Genomic DNA, 22,007 nt, shown 5'->3' with positions numbered 1-22,007 from the left:
ACCGCCAGCACCGTCGCCACCCGATCCAAGGCCGCCCGGGCCGCCATCGCGACCCGCCTCGGGCGGGCCTGACGATCACCCGGGACCGAGGCCCGCACCCCGGCGCCCCCGTCAGCGGGAGGCCGTCAGGGCCGTTCGCCGCCCGATCCAGGCCGTCCGGGCCCGCGTCGCGACCCGCTTCGGGCAGGGCCCTGGCCATCGGCGGCCCGGCGCCCAGGCGCCGGTTCAGTGGGACGTCGTCAGGGCCGTCGCCGCCCGGTCCAGGGCCGTCTGGGCCGCCGTCGCGTCGGTCGTCTCCGAGGCCAGGAAGGCGAAGCCCAGGACATGACCGTCCCGGGTGACGGCCGTTCCGGCCAGGGTGTTCACGCCCGTGAGGGTGCCGGTCTTGGCGCGTACGATGCCGGCCGCGCCGTCGGCGTACCGGCCGGTCAGGGTGCCCGTGAAGCCGGCCACGGGCAGGCCGGTGAGGGTGGGGCGCAGCTCGGGGCGGGAGGGGTCGGCGGCCTTCAGGAGCAGGCGCGTCAGCAGGTTCGCGGTGAGGCGGCCTTCGCGGTTGAGGCCGCTGCCGTCCTTGAAACGGGCGCCCTGCAGCGGCAGGCCCAGCTTCTGCAGCTGGGCGTGGATGGCGCGGCCGGCCCCGTCGAAGTCGGCGCGTTCGCCGGTCGCGAGGGCGGTGTGGCGGGCGAGGGCCTCGGCGATGTCGTTGTCGCTGTTGGTCATCATCCGCTCGACCAGGGCCGACAGGGGCGGTGACTGGACCTGGGCGAGGGGCTGGGCGCGCTTGGTCGTCTTGGACGGGCCGGGGGACGTCGTGCTGATGCCGTGCTCGTTCAGGAGCTCTGCGAACTGCCGGGCGGCGTCGGCCGCCGGGTCCGGCACGCGGGGCGCGGGCCCGCTGGTCGAGCCGTCGGTGCGGGCCTCGTCCACCATCAGGGCGCTGACGGCGGCGATGTTGTCGTTGACACCGATGGGGTGAAGTTCGGTCTCGGCGTACAGGGTGGTGTCGTACGACAGCGTCGCCTCGCGCACGTTGCGCTCCTTCAGGGCGGCCGCCGTGTCGGCGGCCAGGGTGCGCAGACTGGCCTGGCCTGCGCTGTCCTCGTGAGCCGTGAGGGTGGGATCGCCGCCGCCGACGAGGATGAGTTCCTTCGTGTCGGGCTCGTAGACGGTGCGGGTGGTGAGGCGGTGGTCGGGGCCGAGGGCGGACAGGACGGCGACGGCGGTGGCGATCTTCGTGGTGGAGGCGGGGATGAGCGCCTCGTCGGCGCCGCCGGCGTAGAGCCGCTTGCCGGTGGCCAGGTCGACGACCACGGCGGTACGGCGGCTGCCGAGCGCCGGATCGGCCAGTAGCGGGTCCAGGACACCGGCCAGGTCCCTGCCGCTCGGTGCCGACTTCACGACGTTCGCGGCGCCGCCGAGGCCGGTCAGTACCGATGCGGCGCTGGGTGCGGGCTTCGGCGCGCCGGCCCTGCCGGGGTCACCGCCGTGATCTGCGCCACCCGTGTCCTCCTGGGCGGCGGCCCGGTGCCGCTCCGCCGTACGCTGGCCGGAGGAGTCCCAGGGCCCCGCGGCGGTCACCACACCGGCGGCCAGCACGAGGCCCGCGATGGCGGCGACCGCGGTGTACGGCCACGGAGTCGCCCCCATCACCTTCCCGACCTGCGGTTTCGCGGCCGACGCCCACCGGGCGACCCGGGGCGCGGTGGCCGCGCGGGCCCGGGCGAGACGGGGACGTACGGCGTTCGCGATCCGCGCCACACGCGGTCTCGCGGCCTGCCAAGGCCTCAGCTCGGGCACGACCACCAGCCCCTTTCGCGATCACACAGCTGCGTGAGGGACACTTAACCACCAGAACTGTGTGCTGATCATGGAGGAGCCACCGGTGGAGTTCGACGTCACGATCGAGATTCCGAAGGGTTCGCGGAACAAGTACGAGGTGGACCACGAGACCGGTCGTATCCGCCTGGACCGCCGCCTGTTCACGTCGACCAGCTACCCGGCCGACTACGGCTTCGTCGAGAACACCCTCGGCGAGGACGGCGACCCGCTGGACGCGCTGGTCATCCTGGACGAGCCGACGTTCCCCGGCTGCCTCATCCAGTGCCGTGCGATCGGCATGTTCCGGATGACCGACGAGGCCGGCGGCGACGACAAGCTGCTGTGCGTTCCGGCGCACGACCCGCGCGTGGAGCACCTGCGCGACATTCACCACGTGTCCGAGTTCGACCGCCTGGAGATCCAGCACTTCTTCGAGGTCTACAAGGACCTGGAGCCCGGCAAGTCCGTCGAGGGCGCCAACTGGGTGGGCCGGACGGAGGCCGAGGCCGAGATCGAGCGGTCCTACAAGCGCTTCAAGGAGCAGGGCGGTCACTGAGCGCCCCGTATCCCGGGTAGACGGGCCGCACGCGCACGCGTGCGGCCCGTCCGCGTGTCCGTGCGCATACTGGGCCATCGGGTGTGTCGTACAGGGACGTATTGGGACAGGGAGCACTGCTTAGGTGGAGGCGGAGGACCGCAAGCCGCAGTCGGACGAGGCCAGGACCACGTTCGACCCCGAGGTCACGTCCGAGTTCGCGATTCCCCAGGGGCTGGGCGTCGCGACGACGGGCGGTGAGCCTGAGACGACGTCCGAGTTCGCCGTACCGGACGGACTCGACGTCCCGTCCGCCGCCGAGCCCGAGGGGTCGGCGTTCAGCCCGCCGAAGACCTACAGCTCGCGCGGCGCGCCGGCCGCGTTCACGCCCGCGAGCGGGATCCCCGCGGTGCGGCTCACCAAGGACGTGCCCTGGCAGGACCGGATGCGCACCATGCTGCGGCTGCCGGTGGCCGAGCGGCCCGCGCTGGAGCCGGTGCACAAGACCGAGGAGGAGGGCGGCCCCGCCGTCCCGCGCGTCCTCGACCTGACCCTGCGTATCGGTGAGCTGCTGCTGGCCGGCGGTGAGGGCGCCGAGGACGTCGAGGCGGCGATGTTCGCGGTCTGCCGCTCCTACGGCCTGGACCGCTGTGAGCCGAACGTCACCTTCACGCTGCTGTCGATCTCGTACCAGCCGTCCCTCGTCGACGACCCCGTGACGGCGTCCCGGACGGTACGCCGCCGGGGCACCGACTACACGCGCCTGGCGGCCGTCTTCCAGCTCGTCGACGATCTCAGCGACCCCGAGACCCACATCTCCCTGGAGGAGGCCTATGGGCGCCTCGCGGAGATCCGCCGCAACCGGCACCCGTACCCGACCTGGGTGCTCACCTCCGCGAGCGGGCTGCTCGCCGGTGCGGCCTCCGTGCTGGTCGGCGGTGACCTGATCGTGTTCGTCGCCGCCGCGCTGGGCGCGATGCTCGGCGACCGGCTGGCCTGGCTGTGTGCCGGGCGCGGGCTGCCGGAGTTCTACCAGTTCACGGTGGCCGCGATGCCGCCGGCCGCGATGGGGGTCGCGCTCACGCTGCTGCACGTCGACGTGAAGGCGTCCGCGGTGATCACCGGTGGGCTGTTCGCGCTGCTGCCCGGGCGGGCGCTGGTGGCGGGCGTGCAGGACGGGCTGACCGGCTTCTACATCACCGCGGCGGCGCGTCTGCTGGAGGTCATGTACTTCTTCGTGGGCATCGTCGTGGGCGTGCTGGTCGTGCTGTACTTCGGCGTTCAGCTCGGTGCCCAGCTCAACCCCGACGCGGCGTTGTACATCGCCGAGCGGCCGTGGGTGCAGATCGGCGCGTCGATGCTGCTGTCGCTGACCTTCGCGGTGCTGTTGCAGCAGGAACGGTCCACCGTGCTCGCGGTGACGCTCAACGGGGGTGTCGCATGGAGCGTGTACGGGGCGATGCACTACGCCGGGGACATCTCGCCGGTGGCCTCCACGGCGGTGGCCGCGGGGTTGGTGGGGCTGTTCGGGCAGCTGCTGTCGAGGTACCGGTACGCGTCCGCGCTGCCGTACACGACGGCCGCGATCGGGCCGTTGCTGCCGGGGTCCGCGACGTACTTCGGGCTGTTGTCGATCGCGCAGAACGAGGTGGATCCGGGGTTGGGGTCGCTGACCAAGGCCGCGGCGTTGGCGATGGCCATTGCGATCGGGGTCAATCTGGGGTCGGAGATCTCCCGGTTGTTCCTGCGGCTGCCGGGGGGCTCCGCCGGGGGGCGGCGGGCTGCGAAGCGGACGCGGGGGTTCTGACGCCGGGCGCCTACGAACTCGGGGCGTCCGCTTGGTGGCGGCTGCGGGTTGTGGTGGGTTGATCGCGCCCACGCGGCGGAGGCGCATATCGATACAGCCCCGCGCCCCTTGGGGGCGTTTCAGTTCTGCCGGTAAGGGTCGTACGGGTACTGCTGCTGGCCGCCGTACTGCTGCTGCTGCGGGTACTGCTGGGCGTACGGCTCCTGCTGCGGGTACTGCTGCGGGTAGCCCTGGTCGCCGTATCCCTGCTGGCCATAGCCATACCCCTGCTGACCGTAACCCTGCTGACCGTAGCCCTGGTCCTGCTGCTGGTTCGGCTCGATGCGGCGCAGCTGGGTCGTGGCGTCGTCCATCAGGGGCTGCTGCTGGGCCGGAGGCTGGTGCTGGGGCTGCTGAGGGGGGTTCTTCTTGTTCTTCGAGCGGGCTCGCAAGAGCTCGATGATGATCGGGAGCACCGAGACGAAGACGATCAGGATCAGGATCGCCTCGATGTTTGCCTTGACGAAGCCGATGTTGCCCAGCCAGGCGCCGAGCAGCGTCACGCCCGCGCCCCACAGGATGCCGCCCACCACGTTGAAGATCAGGAACGAGCGGTACCGCATGCCGCTGACGCCCGCGATGATCGGCGTGAATGTGCGCACGATCGGCACGAAGCGGGCCAGGACCAGGGACTTCGGGCCGTACTTCTCGAAGAACTCGTGGGCCTTGGCGACGTTCTCCTGCTTGAAGAAGCGGGAGTCGGGGCGGGTGAAGAGCGCCGGGCCGACCTTCTTGCCGAACATGTAACCCGCCTGGTCGCCGAGGATCGCGGCGATGCAGATCAGCACGATGGCCGCCCACAGCGGGAAGTCCAGCTGCTTGGACGTGATCAGGAGACCGGCCGTGAACAGGAGCGAGTCGCCCGGCAGGAAGAAGCCGATGAGCAGGCCCGATTCGGCGAAGACGATGAGGAGCAGGCCCCAGATACCGAAGGTGTCCAGCAGATAGTTCGGATCCAGCCAGCTCGGTCCGAGGGCAAGCGTCGTCACGGTTCCGGGCTCCTGAGGGGTCGGGAAGTACGGCATCCAATACGGCTGGACAAAGCTATCAACGCAAGGTGTCCGCACCGGGTTCCCGGTACTCCTGGCCCGGGAGCGGGATCCCGGGCCAGGACGTCAGGAAGAGTGCCGGGCCGCGTTGGCCTTGATCGCGTCGCGCAGGTAAACCGCGAGGCCGGGGCGGACCGTGTCGTACGTCTCCGTGAACCGCGGGTCGGACACGTACATCTCGCCGAGGCAGGTGTGCATCTCGTGCCCGCAGTCGTAGTGATTGCCGGAGATCCACCGGCGGTGTTCCTCGGCGGCGTCCATGGCCGCCTCGGAGTCCGCCGGCTCTCCGGCCTCCATGAGCGCGACGAAGCGGCCGTTGATCTCCTCGGCCTCGCGCTGGATCCGCAGCCAGTCCTCCTTGGTGTAGGAGGCCGAACGCCGCTGCGACTGCCGGTAGGCCTCCGTGTCGCCCCAGCGCTGCTGCACCTCGTCCTCGTACTGGTCCGGGTCGAAGTCCCCGAACACCTCGAACTTCTCCTCGGGCGTGAGGTTGATGCCCATCTTGCGTGCCTCCATGGCGTGCTCCACGGCCGCCGCCATCTTCTGCAGCTTCTCGATCCGGGCGGTCAGCAGTTCGTGCTGGCGGCGCAGGTGTGCGCGCGGGTCCGCGTCCGGGTCGTCGAGCAGGGCGGCGACCTCTTCGAGCGGGAAGCCGAGCTCTCGGTAGAACAGGATCTGCTGCAGCCGGTCGAGGTCGGCGTCGCTGTAACGCCGGTGGCCCGCGTGGCTGCGCTCGCTGGGCACGAGCAGGCCGATGTCGTCGTAGTGGTGCAGGGTGCGCACCGTGACCCCGGCGTACCCGGCGACCTGTCCCACGGAGTGGCTCACTTCCGCTCCCTTCTCGGTACGCCCTCCACGCTGAGCCCTCACGCAACGTTAGGTGCAAGCCGAAATCGGCGGCAGCGTGGCCTCATCGGCTCAGGCGCGCGAAACGCCGTACCGCCAGCGGGAAGAAGACCGCGAGCAGCACCAGCGGCCATACGACCGCTGCCCACACGTGTCCGGCCTCGCCACCGGGATTGCCGAACAGGTCGCGTACGGCCGTCGCCGTCTGGGACATCGGGTTCCACTGGACGACGGTGCCGAGCCAGCCGGGCATGGCCTCGGGTGTGGCGATGGCGTTGGACAGGAAGCCGACCGGCCAGACCAGGATCTGCACGGCCTGCACCAGTTCGGTCCTCCCGGCGACCATCGCCAGGTGGATGCCGATCCACAGCATGGCGAACCGGAACAGGAGCAGCAGCCCGACGCCGCCGAGGAAGGCCACCGGTCCGCCGTGCGCGCGCCAGCCCAGGGCGAGGCCGACGCCGATGAGGACGGCGAGGGCGAGCGCCGACTGGAGCATGTCGGCGACCGAACGGCCCACCAGTACCGCGCCGTTGGTCATCGGCATCGACCGGAAGCGGTCGATCACGCCCTTGTTGAGGTCCTCGGTGACGGCGATCATCGTGCCCTCCAGGCCGAAGGCCATGGTGAGCGCGAGCATCCCGGGCAGCAGGTAGTCGATGTAGTCGCCGGTGACGGCCCGGCCGCCGCCGATGAGGTAGCCGAACATCACCAGCAGCATCACGGGGAAGGCGACGTTGACGGCGACCTGGACCGGTTGCCGTGCCCAGTGGGCGAGTTCACGGCGGGTCATGGTCCAGGAGTCGGTCAGTGCGTGCGTGGTCATGCGGCCTCCTTCGCGCGGTCGGCGGTGAGGTGCAGGAACACCTCGTCCAGGGTGGGGCGGCGCAGGGCCACGTCCTCGGCCTCGATACCGGCCTCCTCAAGGGCTCGTACGACTCCGGCGAGCGCCGCCATCCGGTCGGTGACCGGCGCGCTGAGCAGCCGCCGGTCGGCGTCGACGGTGATCCCGTCCTTCGGTACGGGCAGCAGCGCGACGGCGGTGCCCAGGTGGCCCGCGTCGCGCAGGACGACGTCGATCCGGTCGCCGCCGGTCAGCGCCTTCAGTTCGTCCGCCGTGCCCTCGGCGGCGATCCGGCCCTGGTCGACGACGGAGATACGGTCGGCGAGCTGATCGGCCTCCTCCAGGTACTGGGTGGTGAGCAGCACCGTCGTACCGCCGCCGGCCAGGGAGCGGACCGACGCCCACACCTCGGCGCGGCCGCGGGGGTCGAGGCCGGTGGTCGGTTCGTCCAGGAACAGCACCTCCGGGTCGATGATCAGGGACGCGGCGAGGTCCAGGCGGCGCCGCATGCCGCCGCTGTACTGCTTGACGGCCTTGCGGCCGGTGTCGGCGAGGCCGAAGCGCTCCAGGAGCTCACCGGCCCGTACGCGCGCGTGCCGGGCGCCCAGGTGGTACAGGCGGCCGAACATCTCCAGGTTCTGGTAGCCGCTCAGCTCCTCGTCCACGGCCGCGTGCTGGCCGAGCAGGCCGATGCGCCGCCGTACCTCGTACGCCTCCCGCACGACGTCGTGCCCGGCCACCTCGACCCGGCCCGCGTCGGGGCGCAGCAGCGTGGACAGGATGCGGATCAGGGTGGTCTTGCCGGCGCCGTTCGGCCCGAGCACTCCGTGCACCGCGCCGCGCGCGACCGTGAGGTCGAGCCCGTCCAGTGCGTGCTTGACGTCTTTTCCGTTGCCGTACTTCTTGCGTGCTCCTACGACGGTGATCGCCGTGTCGGCCACTGAGCCACTCCCTCGCTAGCCCAAACTGGTAATCAAACTTGACTACCGAAGCAACGTAATGCCCTGGCCATCCATTGGTCAAACTTGATTAGCGGGCGTCCTCCGGATGCCGCTCCCCCGTCGCGTACGGGTTCTGCTCGCCCTCGGTGAGCACGCCGACGAACGGCTCGCCCTCGCCGGCGAAGGTGTAGGCGCCGCCCTCGATACGGCCGATCATGCCTCGTGCCCAGTCGGCCTCGGCGTCGGCGGTGTGGAGCCAGAGGTTCATGATCTCGCCGATGTGGCCCAGCTGCTCGGGGCCCCCCTCGGGGACGTAGTGGTCGGTGACGGCGTCGCGCCACTCCTGGATGCGTCGGATGCGCTCCTTGAGCAGCGCGACCGCCTCGGCCCTCGGCAGGTCGACCATGAAGCCGATGGCCGCCGACTTGACGTCGACCTTCTGGTCGTACGAGGTCAGCGCGTCGCGCAGGAGGGCGAAGTACTCCTGCTCGCCCGCCGGTGTGATCTCGTACTCGGTGCGCGGCGGGCCGCCCGCGGTGGACGGCGCGATCTCGTGCGCGTGCAGCAGGCCCTGCTTGGCCATCTGCTTCAGCGCGTGGTAGATCGAGCCGGGCTTGGCGTTGGACCACTCGTGCGCGCCCCAGTACTCCAGGTCGTTGCGCACCTGGTACCCGTGGGCCCGCCCGTGCTGGCGGACGGCACCCAGCACGAGGAGACGGATCGCTGACATGCCGTCCAGATTAGGCCGCCATGTCTGCCGGTTCGCCCGGGCGGTCAACCTCAGAACGGAAACGTGCTCCGCCCGTGCTGCACGGAGATCCACTTCAGCGTCGTGAACGCCTCCAGCGTCGTCTCGCCGTTCAGGCGGCCCAGGCCCGAGTGCTTCTCGCCGCCGAACGGGACGAGCGGCTCGTCGTGCACGGTGCCGTCGTTGACGTGAAACATGCCGGTGTCGATGCGCTGGGCGAAGCGGACGCCGCGTTCGACGTCGGCGGTGTGCACGGCGCCGCTCAGGCCGAACGGGGTGTCGTTGACGAGGCGTACGGCCTCCTCCTCGCCGTCGAAGGGGACGAGGAGGGCGACCGGGCCGAAGATCTCCTGGCGGAGCAGCGCCGAGTCGCTCGGTACGTCCGTCAGGATCGACGGCTCGACCAGGTTGCCGCGCGTGGAGCCGCGTACCAGCGCGGTGGCGCCCTCGGCGACCGCCTGCTCGACGACCGACGTGATCGCCTCCGACTGCGAGGAGTTGATCAGCGGGCCGATGACCGTCTCCGGGTCGCTCGGGTCGCCGGCCTTCAGGCCGCTCACCTTGGCGACGAACTTCTCGGTGAACGCGTCGGCGACCGAGCGGTCCACCAGGACGCGGTTGGCGGCCATGCAGACCTGGCCCTGATGGACGTACCGGCTGAAGACGGCTGCGTCGACGGCGTAGTCGAGGTCGGCGTCGTCGAGGACCACCAGCGCGCTGTTGCCGCCGAGTTCGAGGATCGCGCGCTTGAAGTGCTGGGCGCAGACCGTGGCGACGTGCCGGCCCACCTTGTCGGAGCCGGTGAAGGAGATGACCTTGGGGACCGGGTGCTCCAGGAAGGCGTCGTTGATCTCCGCTATGTCGGTGACGACGACGTTGAGCAGACCGGCGGGCAGTCCCGCGTCCTCGAACAGCTTGGCGATGACCGTGCCGCCGACGACCGGCGTGTCCTGGTGGGGCTTGAGGACGACGGCGTTGCCCAGGGCGAGGGCCGGGGCGACCGACTTCAGGGACAGCAGGAACGGGAAGTTGAAGGGGCTGATGACGCCGACGACGCCGGCCGGGACGCGGTAGAGGCGGTTCTCCTTGCCGGGGTCCGGGGAGGGGATCAGCCGGTGCTCGGTTCGCATCGCGAGGCTCGCCGCCTCGCGCAGGAACTCCTTGGCGAGGTGCAGCTCGAAACCGGCCTTTACGCGCGTGCCGCCCAGCTCGGCGATGATCGCCTCGGTGAGCTCCTGCTCGCGCTCCTCGACCAGCCGCAGCACCTTCTCCAGCACGGCGCGGCGGACATGCGGCCCGGCCTCGGCCCACTGCCGCTGGGCGCGGGCGGCGGCACGGTAGGCCTGATCTATCTCGTCGACCGTGGCTATGGTGATCGCGGCCAGCTTCTCACCGTCGTAAGGGTTGAAGTCGATGATGTCCCAGGAACCGGTGCCCGGACGCCACTCGCCGTCGATGTACTGCTGAGCCAGATCGGTGAAGTAGGACGACATGTGACCCCTCAATCCCTGCCGGTGAAGCAGTGCCTGATCACGCGTCATCGTACTTGTGATGCAACAGAGTTGGAGTAACTCTCCGGGAACCTCTCAGGAGAACCGAGAACCTTTCAGGACAGCTGGAGCAGCCCCCTGAGCAGGTCCCGGCTCTCGGCAGGCCCGGGGCTGTCCCGCTGGAGCTCCTTCAGCGCCTTCTCGTACTGGGCGACGTCCTCCGCCTTGTCCAGGTACAGCGCGCTGGTGAGCTGCTCCAGGTACACCACGTCCGACAGGTCGGACTCGGGGAAGCTGAGGATGGTGAAGGCGCCGGACTCGCCGGAGTGGCCGCCGAAGCTGAACGGCATGATCTGCAGCCGTACGTTGGGCCGCTCGGAGAAGTCGATCAGGTGCTGGAGCTGGCCGCGCATCACCTCGCGGTCGCCGTACGGGCGGCGCAGGGCGGCCTCGTCGAGGACGATGTGGAAGTCGGGGGCGTTCTCGGCGACGAGGTGCTTCTGCCGCTCCAGACGCAGCGCCACGCGCTTTTCCACGTCGGCGTCGCTCGCGCCCTTCATGCCGCGCCGGACGACGGCACGCGCGTACGCCTCGGTCTGCAGCAGCCCGTGCACGAACTGCACCTCGTACGCGCGGATCAGGGACGCCGCGCCCTCCAGGCCCACATAGGTGGGGAACCAGCTCGGCAGGACGTCCGAGTAACTGTGCCACCAGCCCGCGACATTGGCCTCCCGGGCGAGGGAGACCAGTGAGGTCCGCTCCGTCTCGTCCACGATTCCGTACAGCGTCAGCAGGTCCTCGACGTCCCTCGTCTTGAAGCTGACCCGGCCCAGCTCCATCCGGCTGATCTTCGACTCGGAGGCGCGGATGTGATACCCCGCCGCCTCGCGCGTGACGCCGCGCGCCTCTCGCAGCCGCCTGAGTTGCGAGCCGAGCAGCATGCGCCGCACCACCGATCCGGGCTCTCCCGCGCTCACGTTCCAGCCTCCCCAACCGTCTTCAGGGCCCGCAGTCTGCCACTAAAACACTCCGAGCTGTACTCGTCCGATTACACAGACGGAAAGAAGCCAAAGATTCCGGATCGGTTCAGGGGTCCCGGGGCAAGGAGAAGACAAGCGGACGGCGTGAAGATGGCGGAAAAAATGGCCAACAAGCGGTACGGGAGGGTCCAATTCGGTCGCGTGCACGTGCATCTGCCCTTGCATCTGCTGTACGCATCCGAAACCATGGTCCCGCGCCACCGCTGCATCGCCACGACCGCGAATTCCCGGGGGAGTGCCTCGCATGGGGACGAATGGATCGACCATGCTCGAGCCTTTACGGCAGGGCCTTCCGCCGTTGGATCCCACGGCCGTGTCCAACGCCGCCTCCTGTGCTCTGCCCGCCCGCTACGAAGCGGTGCGCGAGGCACGGCACTTCACCCGCAGAACGCTCGACCAGTGGGACGTCGGCCATCGCTTCGACGACGTCTGCCTGGTGGTCTCCGAACTGGTCACCAACGCTCTGCGGCATGCCCTGCCGGCCGTCGCCCCGCGCCCGGCGGACCGGGACGGTGAGCACGAGCCGCCGCAGGTGCGGCTGCACCTGATGCGCTGGACCGAGCGGATGGTGTGCGCGGTGCGCGACCCCAGCAACGACAGTCCGGTCGCGCGCGAGGCCGACGACTTCTCGGCGGAGTCCGGTCGCGGACTGTTCCTCGTCGACTCCTTCTGCGACAGCTGGGGCTGGCACCCGCTGGCCGGCACGCTGAGCGGCAAGGTCGTCTGGGCGATGTTCCGGCTGCAGCCGGAAGCGTGAGGCGCCTCGGCACCTTCGTGTGCCGAGGTTCTACGCGCGTTACGGCGGGTCAGCGGCCGATCACCCTCGGCCGCTTCCCCGATTCCCGCTCGCCGCTGCGTCAGCCCACGATCAGGTGGTCGAACTCGCCGTCCTTCACACCGAGGAGCATCGCCTCGATCTCCGCGCGCGTGTAGACGAGCGCCGGCCCGTCCGGGAAGTTCGAGTTGCGCACCGCCACTCTCCCGCCCGGCAGCCGGGCGAACTCCACGCAGGATCCCTGCGAGTTGCTGTGCCGACTCTTCTGCCAGGTCACCCCGCGCAGCTTCGTGGCGGCCATGCCGTTGTACACGCCGGACGCGCCGGCGCCGTGGTGCACGTGACCGTCGTACGCATCACCGTCGTACACGTCGTGATCCACAGGTCGCTCCCCGGTGGTGCACTGGCTGGTGTGGCCATAGATGCAGTGGTCAACTGAGGCGGATCATAACCCTGTTCATGTGCAGATGCATGGGCAGATGCACGTGCACGGGGGGTGTTCCTGCGGTTACAGCTTTGACGACCGCTTTACCGAAGTCGTTCCAGCGTCTGCCCCACGGATCGCATGACATGCGACCACCGGCCCCCGTTCACTAGGAACAGACGCCTTCCGCGCCCTTGCTGTTCCAGGGTTCAGTGCGGAACAACGACAAATGGGAGATCCCCTACGAGTCAACCGTAGGGGATCTCCCACCAATGATCCGTCCGCCGCCGCGGGCCTCGGCGGCGGACGGACGTCAGCGGCTGGAGTAGGGCAGCAACGCCATCTCCCGCGCGTTCTTGATCGCACGCGCCAGCAGCCGCTGCTGCTGGGCCGAGACGCGGGTGACCCGGCGGCTGCGGATCTTGCCCCGGTCGGAGATGAACTTCCGCAGCAGGTCGGTGTCCTTGTAGTCGATGTACGTGACCCCGGCCTGGTCCAGCGGGTTGGGGCGGTTCTTGGCGGGCTTGCGCTCGGTCTTGCGGGGCATGGCGGGGTCAGACCTCCAGAAGGGTGTCGAAGGCGGGCGGCAACTGCTTCCAGGCGTCGCGCCCGGCGGCGTACTCGGCGTCGGTGAGCAGGCAGGACTCCAGCAGCTGGGCGAGCCCCTCGCGGTCCAGGCCGGGGGACGTGAAAACCAGGTGTTGGCAGCAGTCGCCGTGCTGCGGGTGCCAGTCCAGCGCGGCGGCGGCACGGCGCACCGGCGGCACCATGTCCCAGGCCGCGTCGGGCAGCGAGGCGAGCCACGGACCCGCGCTCTCCACGCACAGCGCGCCGCCGGCGGCGTCCCAGTGCAGCAGCGTGTCGGGCCTGTCGGCGAGCCAGAACCGGCCCCGGCTGCGCGCGGCGGCGCAGGTCAGGTCCTCCAGCGCCTCGTAGAGCCGCTCCGGGTGGAAGGGGCGGCGCCGGTGCCAGACGAGGGTGGAGACACCGTGCGCGTCGGCCTCCGTCGGGAGGAGGGCGCAGGCGGGGTGCTGGGCCGCGGCAGCGGCCTCCACGTCGAAGCCGGCGAGGGCGGCGTGCGCGAGGGGTGAGTGCGCGCCGCTCATGCCCTTTGTGCGCTGGGCGCCCGCCAGGTCACCGTGGCCGATCGGGACCTGACGGGCCGTCGGGTGCAGCTGGGCCAGCAGCTCGCGGTCCTCGTCGTCGGCCTCCGGGGAGTCCAGGACGGCGAGGACGGGGGCGTACTCCAGCTGCCGCGCGAAGGTGTCGGCGACGGTCCGCTGATCGGTGGCGGCCGCGGCCAGGCCGCCCTCGGCGAGGTCGTCGCCGTTGCCGAGGTACGGCAGCAGCAGCGCCGGGTCGACGGCGGTGATCACGCCGGTGACCGTGAGCCCGCCGGACGTGACCACCTCGGCCATGGCCTTCGGCTCGACGGAGTCCCACAGCTCGACGACCGCGAGCGGCGTGTCACCGGCGTCCGCGAGCCGCTCCAGGTCCGGGACGAGGTCCTCGCGCAGGGCGCAGCACGCGCAGTCGTTGACGAGGGGCGTCTCACCCGCGTCCCGGATGCCGTCGGCGTCGCGGACGGTCCGTACGACCGTGCCGGCCGCGGCGGTGGCCAGGTCGTGGTGGAGTACGACACTGCCGGGCACGTCGGCGAGCAGCTGCTCGACGGCGGCCTTGCGGGCGTCGACGTGCAGGCCGCCGACGATCACGACGGAGAGCTCGGGCATGGGCTAGCCCTGCTTCCCGTACCGGCGTTCGAAGCGCTCGACGCGTCCGGCGGTGTCCAGGACGCGGGCGGTGCCGGTGTAGAAGGGGTGGCTCACGTTGGAGATCTCGACGTCGACGACCGGGTAGGTGTTGCCGTCCTCCCACTCGATCGTCTTGTCGCTGGTCATGGTGGAGCGGGTGAGGAAGGCGTAGTTCGCGGCACGGTCACGGAAGACGACGGGACCGTAGTCCGGGTGGATTCCCTTGCGCATGGCGGTGGCTCAGCGCTCCTCTCGGAAGTCGACGTGGCGGCCGACGACCGGGTCGTACTTGCGCAGGGTCATACGGTCCGGGTCGTTACGGCGGTTCTTGCGGGTGACGTAGGTGTAGCCCGTGCCGGCGGTGGACCGGAGCTTGATGACCGGGCGGAGTTCGTTGCGTGCCATGCTGCTATGTTACTGAAAATGAATTCCATTTACGACAGAGACCATGGAGAGGTACGTCACCCATGTCCGCCCACTGCATGCTGACCGGCGCCCAGCCGGGCTTCGGCAACCGCATCTCCCACTCCCACCGGCGCACCTCACGCCGCTTCGATCCCAACATCCAGACCAAGCGCTACTGGCTGCCCAGCGAGGGCCGCTACGTACGGCTGCGGCTGAGCACCAAGGGGATCAAGACGGTCGATGTGATCGGCGTCGAGGCGGCGGTGGCCCGCATTCGCGCCCGGGGGGTGAAGGTCTGATGGCCAAGAAGAGCAAGATCGCGAAGAACGAGAAGCGGCAGGAGATCGTCGCGCGGTACGCCGCCCGGCGGGCCGAACTGAAGGAGATCGTCCGACGGCCGTCGTCGACGGATGCGGAGCGGCTCGCCGCGCAGCGGGAGCTGCGCGGGCAGCCGCGTGACGCGAGCGCCACGCGCGTACGCAACCGGGACCAGGTGGACGGGCGGCCGCGCGGGTACTTCCGGGCGTTCGGGCTGTCCCGGGTGGGGCTGCGGGAGCAGGCGCATGCGGGGTATCTGCCGGGGGTGCGGAAGTCGTCCTGGTAGGTGCGGTTACGGGCTGGTAGCTTGCTGCGGTCGTAGGGCTGTACGGCAATGCGGTCGTATGGCTGTAGGGCTGTGATGTTGTGCGGCTATGCGGTCATAGGGCTGTGGGGTCGTGCGGCTATGCGGTCATACGGCTGTGTGGTCGTACGGCTATGCGATCGTGCGGCCTTGTGGTCGTACGGCTGTATTGCTGTACCGCAATAGGGCTGTGCGGCGACGCGGCTCGTACGGCCGATCGGCTACCGGCCACCGGCAACCGGCTCACCCCTGGGGGCATGCAGTGACATCCGCGACGACTTCCGCGACGACTTCGGCGGCCTGCGCGCGCAGTGTGGTGCGCGGGCGGTGGCGGATCGCGGCCGTGGCCGCGGGTGTGGTGGGGGCGGTCGTGCTGACTGGCTGCAGCGGGGGCGGAGGCTCGGACTCGGGGTCGGGGGCGGAGTCGGCGTCGGGCGGGGCTTCGGCGAGCTCCAGCCCCAGCCCTGGTACGTCGTCGGCCGGTACCGGTGGGGGTGGCGGCTCGCCGTCCGCCGCTGCTGGGGAGCTGGAGGGCAGCTGGCTGGCCACCAGCGAGGGTCAGGCGGTGGCGCTGGTGGTCACCGGCGAGCAAGCCGGGCTGTTCGCCACCGGCGGGACCGTGTGCAGTGGGCGCGTGGGCGAGGTGTCGGACCGGCAGACGATCCGGCTCACCTGCACGCAGGGCAAGGACAAGCGCGGCACCGGCACGGTCGACTCCGTCAGCGCCACGACTCTGAAGGTGACGTGGGACGGCGGTCTCGGCGAGGAGACGTACACCAAGGCGGAGAGCGGGCAGATGCCCTCGGGGTTGCCGACGGCGGGGCTCGGCTCTTGACGTGAGGCGGGCGTAGGTGATGATCCAGGGGCATCGTCACGAACCCAGGGGATCCACTCATGCGCGCCACTTCCCTCACCGTCGGCTCCGCCGCCCTCGCCGCCGCTCTGCTGCTGACCGCCTGTGGGGGCGGTGAAGGCGACAGCGGTGGCCAGGACACCTCCGCGTGCGCGCTCGACGAGGTCGGCGTGGAGATCGGCCCCGCCAACGCCGCGCCCGTCGCCGGGGACACCGGCAACATCCCGGTGACGGTCACCAACGAGGGCGCCGAGTGCACCCTGGACGGCTTCCCCGCCGTCGACCTGAATGCCGAGGGCACGTCCGCGACCGTACCGGCGGACAAGGCGGCGAAGCCGCAGAAGCTGACGCTGGCCAAGGACACGGCGGCGACGTTCACGATCACGTACGTACGCGGTGAGGCGGGCGGCGACCTCGACGCCACGACGGTGAAGATCGCCCTGCCGGGCGCGCCGGCGACGCAGAGCTTCGAGTGGTCGTACGGCCCAGTCGCACTCGTCACGGGTGGAGCGCCGGACGCGACGGTGGGGGCGTTTCAGCAGGCGGGCGACTGAGGGGAAGGCGAGGCGGGACCTGTCGTCCGAGGCGAGGGCCGGACCGGTCAGTCGAGGGGGGCCGCACCAGTCAGCATCAGCTGCCAGGGCCGCAACCAGTCAGTCAAGCCGCCGTCGCGACCTCATCTCCGCCCGGTCCGCCGCGCGGGAGCCCTCCGTCCAGCCCGCCGCGTCGGTCACTCCGCGCAGCCGGGTCGTGGTCGTGTCCGGGAACATGCTCTCCATGCGCTCGGTGACCGCGACCTCGCGGGAGGCCAGCACCGGGAGCAGGTCGTCCGCCACCAGGGCCTCTGTGGCCGCCTGTTCGGCGGTGGTGGCGAGACGGGTGCCGATGCGGTGGGCGTACGCGGCGAGGAAGGACTGCCGGAAGGTCTTCGTACGCTTGCGCCCGCCCGCGCGCTGAGCGGCCTCCGCCTTCGTCATCGCGGTCGTGGCCTGGACGAGGAGCGAGGTGTGGAGGAGTTCGACCACCTCCAGGTCGGGTTCGAAGCCGACGACGGTGGAGAAGCCGAGGGGTTCGTTCCACACCGCGCGGCAGTGGTTGGCGGCGGCGACCGCGTCCAGCAGCACCGCCTTGGCCTGCTCGTACGGCTGGTCGACGCCGATCCGCCAGGCCGTCGGCCCGCCACCGCCCTGCGCCGGGCCCGCGAGCAGCGCCTCGTCGATGCTGTGCCGCGCCATCAGCTCCTGCGCCTTGGCACTGAGCGCCTCCGCCTCCTCCGGGAACCCGGTCGCCTCTGCCTTCGCGAGCAGCGCGCGGATACGGGTCAGCATGCGTGACTCGGACTTCGTATGTGTGTGTGACTGAGGATGTGCTGATGGGTGCGTCTCGTCCAGGGCTTCGAGCGTGGGCAGACGGAGCAGGAGGCGGTACAGCTCCAGAACGGCCGTGGCGTGCGTGAAGCGGTCGGCGCGGGGCGGGGTCACGGAAGACTCTTCGGCGAGCTGGGCGAGCTGCGCCGCCCAGCGCGGGCCGCGCGGGCGGTCCTCCGGCGCCTGTTCGAGGATCAGCGCCGATACGAGGGCTTCGTGTACGTCGTCCAGTTCGCGGCGGACGATCCGTACGACGTCGGCGGGCTGCCAGCCGCGCCGCCAGGCCCCGGCGACGAACTCCAGCCCACGCCGGGTGAGTTCCGCGTCCGCCGCCGGGTCGGCCGCGAGCAGGGACGCGCCGGTGTCGAGGGCGGTGTGGTCATCGGTGGGGGCGTAGAGGGCGGCGCGGAAGGCGCGGTCGACGGTGCTGGTGTCCACCTGGGGATCGTGTCATGCGTTCCGGGAGCCCACGCCGCCAGCCGGAGATGAGTGTCAACTCGGGGTTGACGCCCCACGACTGTCAACCTACGGTTGACACATGGCGACGAACCCCGACATCACGTCATCCATCCGTCTCGACGACCTCATCGCGGCCATCAAGAAGGTCCACGACGAGCCCCTCGACCAGCTCCAGGACGCCGTACTCGCCGGGGAGCACCTGGGCGACGTGGCCGACCATCTGATCGGCCATTTCGTGGACCAGGCCCGGCGTTCCGGCGCGTCCTGGACGGACATCGGCAAGAGCATGGGCGTCACCCGGCAGGCCGCGCAGAAGCGCTTCGTGCCGAAGGAGTCCATGGACCTGGATCCCAGCCAGGGCTTCAGCCGCTACACGCCGCGGGCGCGCGCGGTGGTCGTGGCATCGCACAGCGCGGCGAAGCACGCGCGTCACGCCGAGGGACTGCCCGAGCACCTGATCCTGGGGCTGCTCGCGGAACCCGAAGGCCTGGCCGCCAAGGCGATCACGGCCCAGGGAGTCACCCTCGATGCGGTCCGCGAGGCGGCCGAGGCGGTGCTGCCGCCGGCCGCCGAGGATGCGCCCGAACTCGTCCCCTACGGGTCGGATTCCAAGAAGGTCCTCGAGCTCACCTTCCGCGAGGCCCTCCGCCTCGGCCACAACTACATCGGCACCGAGCACATCCTCCTCGCCCTGCTGGAGTTCGAGAACGGCCAGGGCGTCCTGTCCGGCCTCGGCCTCACCAAGCCCGCGACGGAGGAGTACCTCGCCGAGGCACTCGCCAAGATCAAGGTGGCCTTCGACGAGCAGGGCGAAGCGCAGAGCTGAGGGCGTTGTCAGACCCTGCTGCGACACTCGCATGCATGGCCGATCGATGGGCGCTCGCTCCGGCCGAGGACGGTGGCGTGGAGGTCGCCCCCCTCGGTCCGGACGGGCTGCCCGCGGCGCCGGTGCGGCGGGAGGGGGACCTGGCGGAGGCGGTGCGCAGCCGGCCGTACGTCACACGGTGGGTGTGGCGGTCCACGGCCGAGGTCTATCCGCGACTGCTCGCCACGGGGGTGCGAGTGGAGCGGTGCTACGACATCGAGGACGCCGAGACCCTCCTCCTCGGCCACGAGGGGCGGTACGGCGAACCCCGCTCGGCCGCCGCCGCGCTCGCCCGCCTGCGCGGTGGCCCCGTACCGCCCGACCCGCCCCCGCGCGCCGCCGAACCGGGCGCGCAGTCCCCGCTGTTCGAGCCCCAGGGCGTTCGCCTGCCCCTGGACGACCTCCTCGCGGTCTACGCCGATCAGCAGCGGCGGCACGACCGCACCGCGCACCCCGACCGGATGCGGCTGCTGACGGCCGCCGAGTCGGCGGGGATGCTGGTGGCGGCCGAGATGAACCGCGCGGGGGTGCCCTGGAGCGCGCAGGTGCACCGCGAGGTGCTGCACGAACTGCTCGGCGAGCGGTACGCGGGCGGTGGCGAGCCGCGCCGCCTGGCCGAGCTGGCGGACGACGTGTCCGCCGCGTTCGGGCGCCGGGTGCGGCCCGATCTGCCGGCCGACGTGATCAAGGCCTTCGCGCAGGCCGGGATCAAGGTCGGCTCCACGCGGCGCTGGGAGATCGAGTCCCTGGACCACCCGGCGGTGAAGCCGCTGGTGGAGTACAAGAAGCTGTACCGCATCTGGGTCGCGCACGGCTGGTCCTGGCTGCAGGACTGGGTGCGGGACAGGCGGTTCCGGCCAGGGTTCCTGGCGGGCGGCACGGTCACCGGCCGCTGGGTGACCAACGGCGGGGGCGCCCTGCAGATCCCCAAGGTGATCCGGCGTGCCGTGGTCGCGGACCCCGGCTGGCGGCTGGTCGTCGCCGACGCCGACCAGATGGAGCCGCGTGTGCTCGCCGCGATCTCCCGCGACCCCGGCCTGATGGAGGTGGCGGGCCGCGAGAGCGACCTGTACCAGTCCGTCTCCGACCGCGCCTTCTCCGGCGACCGCGCCCAGGCCAAACTCGCCGTGCTCGGCGCGATCTACGGCCAGACCTCCGGCGACGGCCTGAAGAACCTCGCCGCGCTCAGACGCCGGTTCCCCAAGGCGGTGGCGTACGTCGACGAGGCGGCCCGCGCGGGCGAGGAGGGGCGGCTGGTGCGGACGTGGCTGGGCCGGACCTGCCCGCCGGCCGCCGGGGCGGGCGAGGACGCGGCGGAGGAGGCGGGCATCCCGCAGGACGAGCCCCTCGAAGCCGTCGTCGGCGGTCAGGGATGGGTCCCCGGCTACGCCTCCACCAACGCCCGCGCCCGGGGCCGCTTCGCCCGCAACTTCGTCGTGCAGGGCAGCGCGGCCGACTGGACCCTGCTGCTGCTCGCCGCGCTGCGTCGCTCCTGCGCGGACATGGCGGCCGAGCTGGTCTTCTTCCAGCACGACGAGGTGATCGTGCACTGCCCTGCGGAGGAGGCGGAAACGGTCGTTGCGGCGATCCGGGAGGCGGCGGCGCTGGCGGCCCGGCTGACGTTCGGGGAGACGCCGGTGCGGTTCCCGTTCACGACGGCGGTGGTGGAGTGCTATGCGGACGCGAAGTGATCAGCGGGTGTTCGGGACCAGGGACCGGAGTTCCATGACGACCGCGCGCTCGTCCGTCCCGTCCAGATCGGCGAGAGCGGTGTGCCACGCCTGGTGCGCGTCGTCCTCGCGCCCTTGGTCGCGCAGCAGCAGACCGTACTGGTGACGGCCGAGGCCGCCGGTGTACCGGTCGGAGCGGGCGTCGGCACGGCGCAGCAGTTCCGCGCACTCGCGCTCGGCCCGTTCGGTGCGGCCCAGCTGCCGCAGCGCGCGGACCAGGCCGAGCCGGGTCTGGGACTCGCCGTGCCAGTCGGCGTAGCCGCCGAGGACGCGCAGACTCTCCTCGAAGTGCTCGACGGCGGCGGCCGGTTCGCCGAGGGCGAGGTGGGCGTAGCCGATGTTGCAGTGCGCGGTGTGCTGCACGATGACGGCGCCGATCCCGGCGCCGAGGGCGAGCGAGCGGCGGTGGTGCTCGATGGCGGCGCGGGGGTCGGTGTGCTCGTACAGGTTGCCGAGATGGCTGTACGTCACGGCCTCGCCGTACGGATCGTTCAGCCGGCGCGAGTACCCGAGGCTCTGCCGCAGCGCGTCCTCCGACTCGGCGTACCGTCCCAGCCCTTCGAGCAGCAGTCCGCGGTTGTTGAGACAGCGCCGGATCCAGGAGACGACTCCGAGTCGCCGCCAGATCGCCAGTGCCTGGTCGTTGAGGGCGAGCGCCTCGTTCTGCCGCCCGGTGAGGAAGTGCATCCCGGCGAGGTCGCCCAGCGCGTACGCCTCGGCCGCCGCGTCCCCGAGCCGCCGCGCCAACCCGAGCGCGGCCCGCCCGAGCAGTTCCATCTCGGGGACACGGCCGCTGCGGTGAAGGTAGGGGAAGAGGAGCCGCAGCAGGGTGGACAGGTAGGCGGCGCGACGCTCACAGGCGCCGTCGGCGTACGCCTCGACCAGCGCGACGACGTTACCGAGCTCGCCGTCACCCCATGCGAACGCCGCTTCGGCCGCGTCGAAGGCGGCGACCGTCGTGACGTACGCGGCATGCTCCGACGGCTGTGCGGCGGTGGGGCGCCGGCGGTCGTCCTGGTCGAGGCCGGGTTCGACGATGGCGGTGAGGGTGCGTTCGGCTGCGGCGGCGTACCAGCGCAGGGCGGTGTCGACGAGGTCGTCGACGGGGTGGGGGTGGGCTGGGGTGCGGGGGTGAGCGGCAGGGGTTTCGACGTGGGCCGTGGGGTGTGGGTGGGGCGCCGGGGTGGGGGTGTGGGCGGGGGTGGTGTCGGTGGTGTCGTCGCGGTGCCGTTTCGCCGGGGCGGGGGTGCGGTCGCGGGTGGTGTCGGTCGTGTCGTCGCGGTGCCGTTTCGCCGGGGCGGCGGTGCGGGCACGGGTCGCGCCGGTGAACCCGTCACGCTGCCCATCCGCCGGGGTGGCGGTGGGGGCGGGGGTGGTGTCGGTGGTGTCGTCGCGGTGTCCTTTTGCCGGGGCGGGGGTGCGGGCGCGGGTCGTGTCGGTGATCTCGTCGCGGTGCCCTTCCTCCGGGGCGGCGGTGCGGGCACGGGTCGCGCCGGTGAACCCGTCACGCTGCCCCTCCACCGGGGCGGCGGTGCGGGCACGGCCCGCGCCGGTCAACCCGTCACGCTGCCCCTCCACCGGGACGGCGGTGCGGGC

At 71.1% G+C, this 22,007-nt stretch carries 25 protein-coding genes; 9 read left to right on the top strand and 16 right to left on the bottom strand.

What is annotated here, in order from left to right; all coding sequences use genetic code 11:
* Positions 1–225 precede the first annotated feature (225 nt).
* Positions 226–1,803 carry a D-alanyl-D-alanine carboxypeptidase/D-alanyl-D-alanine endopeptidase gene (gene dacB, locus SSP24_RS39765; protein WP_141315714.1) on the bottom strand — a complete coding sequence of 526 codons (1,578 nt, stop codon included), beginning with the start codon at positions 1,801–1,803 and terminating at the stop codon, positions 226–228.
* A 79-nt stretch (positions 1,804–1,882) separates the two neighbouring features.
* Here dacB and SSP24_RS39760 point away from each other — a divergent pair, with 79 nt between their 5' ends.
* Both SSP24_RS39760 and SSP24_RS39755 read left to right on the top strand, forming a co-directional pair.
* Entirely contained in the window at positions 1,883–2,374 is a 492-nt protein-coding gene (locus tag SSP24_RS39760) for an inorganic diphosphatase (protein ID WP_053756473.1), read from the top strand.
* A gap of 124 nt (positions 2,375–2,498) precedes the next feature.
* The gene (locus SSP24_RS39755) at positions 2,499–4,160 is read left to right on the top strand and encodes a threonine/serine exporter family protein (protein ID WP_141315711.1); all 1,662 of its coding nucleotides are present in this window, start codon (positions 2,499–2,501) and stop codon (positions 4,158–4,160) included.
* Between the two features lie 119 nt (positions 4,161–4,279).
* Here SSP24_RS39755 and SSP24_RS39750 read toward each other — a convergent pair whose 3' ends face one another.
* From SSP24_RS39750 to SSP24_RS39720, 7 genes are all read right to left on the bottom strand, one after another.
* Complete coding sequence (locus tag SSP24_RS39750; protein WP_141315709.1) at positions 4,280–5,188, bottom strand: DedA family protein; 909 nt, start codon at positions 5,186–5,188, stop codon at positions 4,280–4,282.
* 126 nt (positions 5,189–5,314) lie between these two features.
* Positions 5,315–6,076, bottom strand: coding sequence for a MerR family transcriptional regulator (locus tag SSP24_RS39745; protein ID WP_141315707.1), 762 nt, complete (start codon positions 6,074–6,076; stop codon positions 5,315–5,317).
* A gap of 82 nt (positions 6,077–6,158) precedes the next feature.
* Positions 6,159–6,920 (bottom strand): ABC transporter permease, encoded by a 762-nt coding sequence (locus SSP24_RS39740; protein ID WP_141315705.1) that lies wholly within the window; start codon positions 6,918–6,920, stop codon positions 6,159–6,161.
* Positions 6,917–7,879, bottom strand: coding sequence for an ATP-binding cassette domain-containing protein (locus SSP24_RS39735; RefSeq protein ID WP_141315703.1), 963 nt, complete (start codon positions 7,877–7,879; stop codon positions 6,917–6,919). The genes SSP24_RS39740 and SSP24_RS39735 overlap by 4 nt, the downstream gene beginning before the upstream one ends.
* Before the next feature lie 88 nt (positions 7,880–7,967).
* The gene (locus SSP24_RS39730; protein ID WP_141315701.1) at positions 7,968–8,609 is read right to left on the bottom strand and encodes a PadR family transcriptional regulator; all 642 of its coding nucleotides are present in this window, start codon (positions 8,607–8,609) and stop codon (positions 7,968–7,970) included.
* Between the two features lie 50 nt (positions 8,610–8,659).
* Complete coding sequence (locus SSP24_RS39725; protein WP_141315699.1) at positions 8,660–10,120, bottom strand: aldehyde dehydrogenase family protein; 1,461 nt, start codon at positions 10,118–10,120, stop codon at positions 8,660–8,662.
* Positions 10,121–10,233: 113 nt separating this feature from the next.
* Positions 10,234–11,070, bottom strand: coding sequence for a Sco1979 family transcriptional regulator (locus SSP24_RS39720; protein WP_506005159.1), 837 nt, complete (start codon positions 11,068–11,070; stop codon positions 10,234–10,236).
* A gap of 352 nt (positions 11,071–11,422) precedes the next feature.
* On the opposite strand from SSP24_RS39720, the gene SSP24_RS39710 reads away from it, so the two are divergent.
* On the top strand, positions 11,423–11,914 hold the full coding sequence (locus SSP24_RS39710; protein WP_141315697.1) for an ATP-binding protein: 492 nt from the start codon (positions 11,423–11,425) through the stop codon (positions 11,912–11,914).
* Between the two features lie 100 nt (positions 11,915–12,014).
* On the opposite strand, the gene SSP24_RS39705 is transcribed toward SSP24_RS39710, so the two are convergent.
* The 5 genes from SSP24_RS39705 to rpmG all read right to left on the bottom strand — a co-directional run bounded on the left by SSP24_RS39705 (position 12,015) and on the right by rpmG (position 14,515).
* A complete protein-coding gene (locus SSP24_RS39705) occupies positions 12,015–12,314 on the bottom strand; it encodes a DUF397 domain-containing protein (protein ID WP_141315695.1) in 300 nt (99 codons plus the stop codon).
* Between the two features lie 355 nt (positions 12,315–12,669).
* Positions 12,670–12,903, bottom strand: a complete 234-nt coding sequence (rpsR, locus tag SSP24_RS39695; RefSeq protein ID WP_141315693.1) for a 30S ribosomal protein S18 — start codon at positions 12,901–12,903, stop codon at positions 12,670–12,672.
* A gap of 7 nt (positions 12,904–12,910) precedes the next feature.
* Entirely contained in the window at positions 12,911–14,089 is a 1,179-nt protein-coding gene (locus tag SSP24_RS39690) for a CobW family GTP-binding protein (protein WP_141315691.1), read from the bottom strand.
* 3 nt (positions 14,090–14,092) lie between these two features.
* The gene (locus tag SSP24_RS39685) at positions 14,093–14,341 is read right to left on the bottom strand and encodes a type B 50S ribosomal protein L31 (RefSeq protein WP_141315689.1); all 249 of its coding nucleotides are present in this window, start codon (positions 14,339–14,341) and stop codon (positions 14,093–14,095) included.
* A 9-nt stretch (positions 14,342–14,350) separates the two neighbouring features.
* Positions 14,351–14,515 (bottom strand): 50S ribosomal protein L33, encoded by a 165-nt coding sequence (rpmG, locus tag SSP24_RS39680; RefSeq protein WP_003999141.1) that lies wholly within the window; start codon positions 14,513–14,515, stop codon positions 14,351–14,353.
* Positions 14,516–14,577: 62 nt separating this feature from the next.
* On the opposite strand from rpmG, the gene rpmB reads away from it, so the two are divergent.
* Entirely contained in the window at positions 14,578–14,814 is a 237-nt protein-coding gene (gene rpmB / locus SSP24_RS39675; protein ID WP_141315687.1) for a 50S ribosomal protein L28, read from the top strand.
* Positions 14,814–15,119 (top strand): 30S ribosomal protein S14, encoded by a 306-nt coding sequence (gene rpsN, locus SSP24_RS39670; protein WP_141315685.1) that lies wholly within the window; start codon positions 14,814–14,816, stop codon positions 15,117–15,119. The genes rpmB and rpsN overlap by 1 nt, the downstream gene beginning before the upstream one ends.
* Positions 15,120–15,380: 261 nt before the next feature.
* Here the strand turns inward: rpsN and SSP24_RS45175 are convergent, their stop codons facing one another.
* Entirely contained in the window at positions 15,381–15,686 is a 306-nt protein-coding gene (locus SSP24_RS45175; RefSeq protein ID WP_308439646.1) for a hypothetical protein, read from the bottom strand.
* A gap of 16 nt (positions 15,687–15,702) precedes the next feature.
* Between SSP24_RS45175 and SSP24_RS45170 the strand changes: the two genes are divergently transcribed.
* Positions 15,703–15,972, top strand: coding sequence for a hypothetical protein (locus SSP24_RS45170; RefSeq protein WP_308439645.1), 270 nt, complete (start codon positions 15,703–15,705; stop codon positions 15,970–15,972).
* 59 nt (positions 15,973–16,031) lie between these two features.
* Entirely contained in the window at positions 16,032–16,544 is a 513-nt protein-coding gene (locus SSP24_RS39660; protein ID WP_141315683.1) for a DUF4232 domain-containing protein, read from the top strand.
* A 99-nt stretch (positions 16,545–16,643) separates the two neighbouring features.
* On the opposite strand, the gene SSP24_RS39655 is transcribed toward SSP24_RS39660, so the two are convergent.
* Positions 16,644–17,795 (bottom strand): DUF2786 domain-containing protein, encoded by a 1,152-nt coding sequence (locus tag SSP24_RS39655; RefSeq protein WP_141315681.1) that lies wholly within the window; start codon positions 17,793–17,795, stop codon positions 16,644–16,646.
* A gap of 100 nt (positions 17,796–17,895) precedes the next feature.
* On the opposite strand from SSP24_RS39655, the gene SSP24_RS39650 reads away from it, so the two are divergent.
* Entirely contained in the window at positions 17,896–18,642 is a 747-nt protein-coding gene (locus SSP24_RS39650) for a Clp protease N-terminal domain-containing protein (RefSeq protein WP_141315679.1), read from the top strand.
* Positions 18,643–18,677: 35 nt separating this feature from the next.
* On the top strand, positions 18,678–20,372 hold the full coding sequence (locus SSP24_RS39645) for a bifunctional 3'-5' exonuclease/DNA polymerase (RefSeq protein ID WP_141315677.1): 1,695 nt from the start codon (positions 18,678–18,680) through the stop codon (positions 20,370–20,372).
* Here the strand turns inward: SSP24_RS39645 and SSP24_RS39640 are convergent.
* A partial coding sequence (locus SSP24_RS39640; protein ID WP_174864797.1) for a tetratricopeptide repeat protein occupies positions 20,373–22,007 on the bottom strand: 1,635 nt, incomplete at its 5' end.

The organism is Streptomyces spinoverrucosus, from assembly GCF_006539505.1.
In the GTDB taxonomy this organism is placed as follows: Bacteria; Actinomycetota; Actinomycetes; order Streptomycetales; family Streptomycetaceae; genus Streptomyces; species Streptomyces spinoverrucosus.
Note: the sequence above shows the minus strand (reverse complement) of the source record. Positions and strands in the feature narration are given on the sequence as shown.